This is a genomic window from Nocardia sp. NPDC047654, from assembly GCF_043205035.1.
In the GTDB taxonomy this organism is placed as follows: Bacteria; Actinomycetota; Actinomycetes; order Mycobacteriales; family Mycobacteriaceae; genus Nocardia.
Genome location: NZ_JBIDDF010000005.1, coordinates 302,629 through 309,112, shown reverse-complemented (window position 1 = coordinate 309,112; position 6,484 = coordinate 302,629). Strand labels below are relative to the sequence as shown.

Here is a 6,484-nt window from a genome sequence, read left to right as displayed (position 1 = left end):
TATGAAGTCACAACGCCACACCCAGTGAGTGCACACGAGCACCTCCCGCCCAGGCCGACAAATCCCGTTGAAGACCCCAAGTCAGTCAGTCGATGGGTCAGACCCCAGCGGGAGGTGCTCACCCACATCCTCTCTGTCAGTCGAGGTCGTCGTGCCGCATCAGCAACCGCGCCGCCTCGGTCACCGAACCGGTGAGCGACGGGTACACCGAGAAGGTCTGGGCCAGGTCGTTGACCGTCAGATTGTTCTGCACCGCAAGGGCGATCGGCAGGATCAGCTCCGAGGCGATCGGCGCGACGACGACGCCGCCGATCACCACGCCGGTCGCGGGACGGCAGAAGATCTTGACGAAACCACGCCGCAGACTCGACATCTTGGCGCGCGGGTTCGTGTTCAGCGGCAGCATCACCGTGCGCGCGGGAACCTCGCCGTTGTCGATCGCGGTCTGGCTGACGCCCACGGTCGCGATCTCCGGCCGGGTGAACACCGCGGAGGCAACGGTCTTCAGGCGAATCGGGCTGACACCCTCGCCGAGCGCGTGGTACATCGCGATGCGTCCCTGCATCGCGGCCACCGAGGCCAGCGGCAGCAGGCCGGTGCAGTCGCCCGCTGCGTAGACGCCGGGCACCGAGGTGCGCGACACGCGGTCCACCCGCAGGTAACCACCGCGGTCGAGTTCGATGCCGACCCGCTCCAGCCCGAGGCCTCCGGTGTTGGGCGTCGAACCGACGGTCATCAGCGCGTGCGAGCCGGAAACGGTGCGCCCGTCGGAGAGCTTGACCACGATGCCGTCGGCGGTGCGCTCCACCGCGTCCGCGCGCGCGTGCTTGACCAGTTCGACGCCGCGCTCGGCGAGCGCGTCCTCCAGCACCAGCGCGGCGTCGGCGTCCTCGCCGGGCAGCACGCGGTCGCGGCTGGAGACCAGCTTCACCCGCACACCCATCTCGGTGTAGGCGGAGACGAACTCCGCGCCCGTCACACCGGAACCGACGACCACCAGGGTCTCCGGCAGTTCCTCCAGGTCGTAGAGCTGACGCCAGTTGAGGATGCGCTCACCGTCCGGTTCCGCGCCCGGCAGCACGCGCGGGCTCGCGCCGGTGGCGATCAGCACGACCTCGGCCTCGATGGTCTGCTGCGCGCCGTCGGCCAGCTTGGCCAGCACCCGGTGCGCCGCCAGGCCGCCGCCGCGTTCGATCAGCTCGCCGTAGCCCGCCAGCACGGTCACTCCGACGGTCTGCAACTTCGAGCGGATGTCGGAGGACTGCGCGAGCGCCAGCGCCTTCACGCGCGCGTTCACCTCGGTCAGCTGCACGTGTGCCTGGTTCGGGTCCAGGGTGATACCGAGATCGCGAGCGCGGCGCAGGTCGGTGCGCACGCCGGTCGAGGCGATGAAGGTTTTCGAAGGGACGCAGTCCCACAGCACGCAGGCCCCGCCGATCCCGTCGGAATCGATCAGCGTCACCGACGCTCCGTGCTGGGCCGCCACCAGAGCCGCCTCATAGCCGGCCGGTCCGCCACCGATGATCGCGATGCGGGTCATTGATACCTCCGCTCGTGCTTCGCGCCGGGATCTCCGGCACGGGGTAAACGTTATCCGGCAACCACCTCGCACTACCGACCGCGTTACCGCTGCGCAGGGGGTCCCCGCCGCGCGCCGCGCCGCAGGTGCGGCAATCGAACGCGGTCTGTGAAGGTTATTGGCTACCCTTTGCTGGTGCCGATCTATGCCGCTTACGGGTCCAACATGGACTCGACGCAGATGCTCGAGCGCTGTCCGCACTCCCCCATGTCCGGGACGGGCTGGTTGGAGGGCTGGCGGCTGACCTTTGCCGGTGACGACATCGGCTGGGAAGGGCCTCTCGCGACGGTCGTCGAGGACCCCGGTTCCCGGGTCTTCGTCGTGCTCTACGACGTGTCCCCGGAGGACGAACAGCGGTTGGACCGGTGGGAGGGCTCGGACTTCGGTATCCACAGGAAGATCCGCCTGCGCGTCACCCGCAACGCCGACGGCGGGGAGCCCACGCTGGCCTGGCTCTACGTGCTGGACGCCTACGAGGGCGGCCTGCCCTCGGCACGCTATATCGGCGTGATCGCCGATGCCGCCGAAAAAGCGGGCGCGCCAGAGGATTACGTGCACGCCCTACGCACTCGCAACAGCCGCAACGTCGGCCCGGGCAACTTCGGCTGACCCGCGTCACACCACAGCGCCTGCGGTATGGCCGTCCCTTCCGGGTCTGCCATACCTCTGGCGCATTCCAAGCCCATCGGGCGCGAGCCATCGAGCACCGTTCACGGCCCGGCCGACCCTGCCGCTGTCGCACTCCCGGCCCCGTCGAGCGCGAGGCCATCGAGCGCTGTTCGCGGCCCGGCTCGCGTCCGAGTGGGCGAAGCGCATGCGCCGCAGGCGCGGGTCTCGCCCGCTCGGACGCGAGCCACAAAGGGGCCGCGCACACCCAGCGCCGCAGGCGCTGGAGATCAGATAGAGCCCGCGTCGAGCACGAGATTGCTCAGCACTCGGACGCCGACCGCGAGCGCCCGCTCATCGATGTCGAAGGTCGGCTGGTGCAGATCCAGCTGTTCGCCCTCGCCGGACCAGACGCCCAGGCGCGCCATCGCGCCCGGCACCTTCTCCAGGTACCAGGAGAAGTCCTCGCCGCCGCCGGACTGCGGGGTGTCGGCCAGCGCGTCGGGGCCGAGCGCGCGGATCGCGTCCTCGAAGATGCGGGTGGAATGCTCGTCGTTGACCACAGGGGGCACCCCGCGCCGGTAGTTCAGCTGGTAGCGCACGCCCGTCGGGGCCAGCAGGCCGTCGACGATCTCGCGCACCATCGGCTCCAGCAACGACCAGGTGCCGTGATCTCCGGTGCGGATGGTGCCGGTGAGCATGCCGGTCTGCGGAATGGCGTTGGGCGCCTTCCCCGCGCTCACCGCGCCCCACACCATCACGGTGCTGGTGCGCGGATCGATGCGGCGGCTGAGCAGGCCGGGCAGGCCGGTGATGACCGAGCCGATCGCGTAGACCAGGTCACTGGTCAGGTGCGGACGGGAGGTGTGGCCGCCCGGCGAGTCGAGCACCAGCTCGATGGTGTCGGCGGCGGAGGTGATCGCGCCCACGCGGATGCCGATCCGGCCCACCTCGAGGCGCGGGTCGCAGTGCAGCGCGAAGATCCGCTCCACACCCGTCATCGCACCGGCGGCGACCACGTCGATCGCGCCGCCCGGCATGATCTCCTCGGCGGGCTGGAAGACCAGCCGCACGCCGACCGGCAGTTCCGGCGCCTCGGCCAAGGCCAGTGCCGTGCCGAGCAGGATGGTGGTGTGCGCGTCGTGGCCGCACGCGTGCGACACGCCCGGCACCGTGGAGGCGAAGGGCAGTCCGGTGAACTCCTGCAGCGGCAGCGCGTCCATGTCGGCGCGCAGGCCGATGCGCGGGCCGTCCGGTCCGATATCACAGATCAAGCCGGTGCCGCCGGGCAGAACCTGCGGCGTCAGACCCGCCTTGGTCAGCCACGCCGAGACGAACTCGGTCGTGCCGAACTCGGTACGGGACAGTTCCGGGTTGGCGTGGATGTGCCTGCGCCACTGGACGAGATCGACCGTGTGGTCGGCCAGCCACGACTCCACCGCTTCCCGCCCGGATCCCACGGTCTCCGACGCTGCGGAGCTGCCGGGGCCCTCCGTGGCCACGCGGACGCCCGCTGCCGGGCCCGTCGCCTGCGCCGCCGAACGGCCGGTTGTGCTCACCGAATGTCCTCCTGTCGTTGAACTAGCCGTTGCAACAACCTGTCTCTATGGATGTCATCGCGGGCGACGGCGATTGCGGTACGCGCGAGCGCGAGCGCACCGTCGAGGACCGCACGATCCGCCGAGGCGTTGACGCTGGCCGCGGCGAAGCCTGGCTGATGTGTCACCGCACCACCGGCATCGATGCCGATGACCGGGTGAATGCCCGGAATGACGTTGGTGACGTTCCCCATATCGGTGCTGCCCAGCGGCCGCTGCGCCTCGAACTCCGGAGCGAGCGGCACGCGTCCCAATCCGGTGAGCTGCTCGCGATAGGCCAGCAGTAATTCCGGATCCGGGGTCAGCTCGGTATACGTCGGCGCGAGCGTCCGGATTTCGTGGGTGCAGCCGGTCGCGAGGGCGCCCGCCTCGAAACAAGCCGACGCTCGTCGCGTCAGATCGTCGAGGGATGCGGAGTCGACTGCGCGTAGGTAATACAGCAGTTCCGCACGTCCGGGCACGATGTTGGGAGCTACGCCACCGTCGCCGACTATACCGTGCAGTTGCTGGCCAGGCAGGAGATGCTGCCGTAGCAACCCTAGAGCAACCTGCGCAACCGTCACTGCGTCGCCCGCGTTGCGACCCTGCTCCGGGGCCGCGCTGGCGTGCGCCTCCCGGCCGTGGAAGACCACCGACACGTCGGCCAGAGCCAGCGAGCGGGCGCCGACGATGTCGAGCGGACCCGGGTGCACCATCATCGCCATCGCGACGTCGTCGAACACTCCGCGCTCCAGCATGAGCACCTTGCCACCGCCGCTCTCCTCGGCGGGCGTGCCGAACACCAGCACGGTGAGATCCAGCGCGTCGGCGACCTCGGCGAGACCGAGCGCCGCGCCCACCGCGGCCGCGGCGATGATGTTGTGCCCGCAGGCGTGCCCGATCTCGGGCAGCGCGTCGTACTCCGCGCAGAGACCGACGGTCAGCGACCCGCTGCCATAGCGCGCGCGGAAGGCCGTCGGCAGGTCGGCGACCCCGCTCTCGATCTCGAAGCCGCGCTCGGCCAGCGGTGCCATCGTCTTGGCGACGCTGCGGGTCTCCTCGAACGCCAGCTCGGGTTCGTCGTGAATCGAGTGCGAGAGCCCGATCAATTCGGCGGCCGCCGCCCGGATGGCGGCGTCACTGCGAGCGACAGCGTCGACCTCGCACACGGCGTTGCCGTCGTGCTGCGCTTCTCGGCGCCCGCTGCGCGATGGTGGCATGCAACACAGTCTCGCACTGTATTTGTTTTCCAGCGCCTTCGGCGCTGGGTGTTCGCGGCCCCTTTATGGCTCGCGTTCGCGCGACCGCCGCTTGCTCCTTCGTCGCGTACGCGACGGCCGCGCAAACGCGAGCCGGGCCGCGAACGGCGGATGCTCGGTCTCGCTTCGCTCGAAACCGGGGGTTGAGGTGCGCCGGGGGCGTCGGGGTGACCGCTGCGGCCACTGGCCCGCCGTTTACGGGCGTCATCGTCGTTACGGTGGCTGACAGTCGTCAGGAATGTGGGGTAATACGCGGTTCTCGCGTCGCCCAGGCACTGGACTGGTCGGCATCGCGGAAACCGCTACCCGGTAGTTCGCCGCGTGGCTGCGGCGAATGCCGGACGAGTGCCGCGGCGACTACCTCGCAGACGCAGCCATCGGACCTCGGTCGAGCGTAGGGCGGAGACGGGCCGTGCCGTCGGCGTGCGGCGGGTCAGCTCGCGGCGAACGCCAGGTTTTCCGGAGTGGTCGCGACGGCGAGGCCGGCCAGGGCCTTCGCGTGCAGGGCGCGCTTGATCACGGGGAGGTTGGGCTTGCGGTTGCTCGCCAGTGCCGCGGCCCGCTCGATCGCGGTGGTGAGCAACTCGGCGGCGTCGGCCTTGGCGTCGGCGATGCCCGCGGCGATCGCCTCGTCGGCCGGGTAGCGGTGGCCGGTGGTCATCGCCTGCACGCAGACCTGGTTGGACAGCCGCTCGGTGAGCAGGGCGTTCATCCCGATGGTGAAGGGCATCCCGAGGTGTACCTCGGGCAGGCAGTAGAAGCCGCGATCGGCGCGCATCACCCGGAAGTCGTGCGAAGTTGCCAGCATGGCGCCCGCTCCGAAGGCATGGCCGTTGATCGCCGCGACGGTGGGCAGCGGGAAGGCGAGCAGGCGGGTGTAGAGCGAGTGCACGCGGTCGAGGTAACCGTGCATCTTGTCCAGATTGCCGAACAACCAATCGGTGTCCAGACCGTTGCTGAAGAACTTCCCGGTCGCGGTCGTCACCAGCGCGGCAGGCCCCTCGGAGCTCTCGACCTCGTCCAGCAGCCCGTGGAAGGCGTCGATCCAGTCCGGGTGAAAACGGTTCTCGCTGTCCGTCTGTCCCTCGGCGCCGAGGTAGACGACGAACACTTCCCCGTGGCGTTCCAGATACGGCATGCCGTGCAGCGTATCGGGCACCGACGGCTACCCCTACTCGCGGGTAGGGGTCGAGTCGAACACCCCACCCCGCCCCACCGCACCCCAACTCCTGAATCGAGCGAAGCGAGACCGAAGCACCGTCCATCGCATACGCAGACCAACCCCACACAGTCCACTCAGCGCCCGAGCCCCGACCGCCGCGTACACAGCCACGGCACCGATCGATCTCACGACCAGCCGGTGAATCCGCGCGCACAATGCCAGGAACTCGCACATCAACGCCCCAGCGCACCCCAACTCCCGGTTCCGAGCGAAGCGAGACCGAGCATGTTCCGTTCGCGGC

The 6,484-nt window shown here is 69.5% G+C and carries 5 protein-coding genes; 1 reads left to right on the top strand and 4 read right to left on the bottom strand.

The genetic code is table 11. The features are described 5' to 3' along the window. Window positions 1-136: 136 nt before the first annotated feature. Window positions 137-1,540, bottom strand: a complete 1,404-nt coding sequence (locus ACGF7Y_RS18410) for an NAD(P)H-quinone dehydrogenase (RefSeq protein WP_393235142.1) — start codon at window positions 1,538-1,540, stop codon at window positions 137-139. Window positions 1,541-1,714: 174 nt separating this feature from the next. Between ACGF7Y_RS18410 and ACGF7Y_RS18405 the strand changes: the two genes are divergently transcribed. Beyond that, window positions 1,715-2,188: a gamma-glutamylcyclotransferase gene (locus tag ACGF7Y_RS18405; RefSeq protein WP_063051589.1), complete on the top strand. Its 474-nt coding sequence runs from the start codon at window positions 1,715-1,717 to the stop codon at window positions 2,186-2,188. 287 nt (window positions 2,189-2,475) lie between these two features. Here the strand turns inward: ACGF7Y_RS18405 and ACGF7Y_RS18400 are convergent, their stop codons facing one another. The 3 genes from ACGF7Y_RS18400 to ACGF7Y_RS18390 form a co-directional block, all read right to left on the bottom strand. Continuing rightward, window positions 2,476-3,624: a M20 family metallopeptidase gene (locus tag ACGF7Y_RS18400; protein ID WP_393235188.1), complete on the bottom strand. Its 1,149-nt coding sequence runs from the start codon at window positions 3,622-3,624 to the stop codon at window positions 2,476-2,478. A 116-nt stretch (window positions 3,625-3,740) separates the two neighbouring features. Beyond that, window positions 3,741-4,982 (bottom strand): M20 family metallopeptidase, encoded by a 1,242-nt coding sequence (locus ACGF7Y_RS18395; RefSeq protein ID WP_393235138.1) that lies wholly within the window; start codon window positions 4,980-4,982, stop codon window positions 3,741-3,743. A 472-nt stretch (window positions 4,983-5,454) separates the two neighbouring features. Next, window positions 5,455-6,159 (bottom strand): enoyl-CoA hydratase-related protein, encoded by a 705-nt coding sequence (locus ACGF7Y_RS18390; RefSeq protein ID WP_393235135.1) that lies wholly within the window; start codon window positions 6,157-6,159, stop codon window positions 5,455-5,457. Window positions 6,160-6,484: the final 325 nt, after the last annotated feature.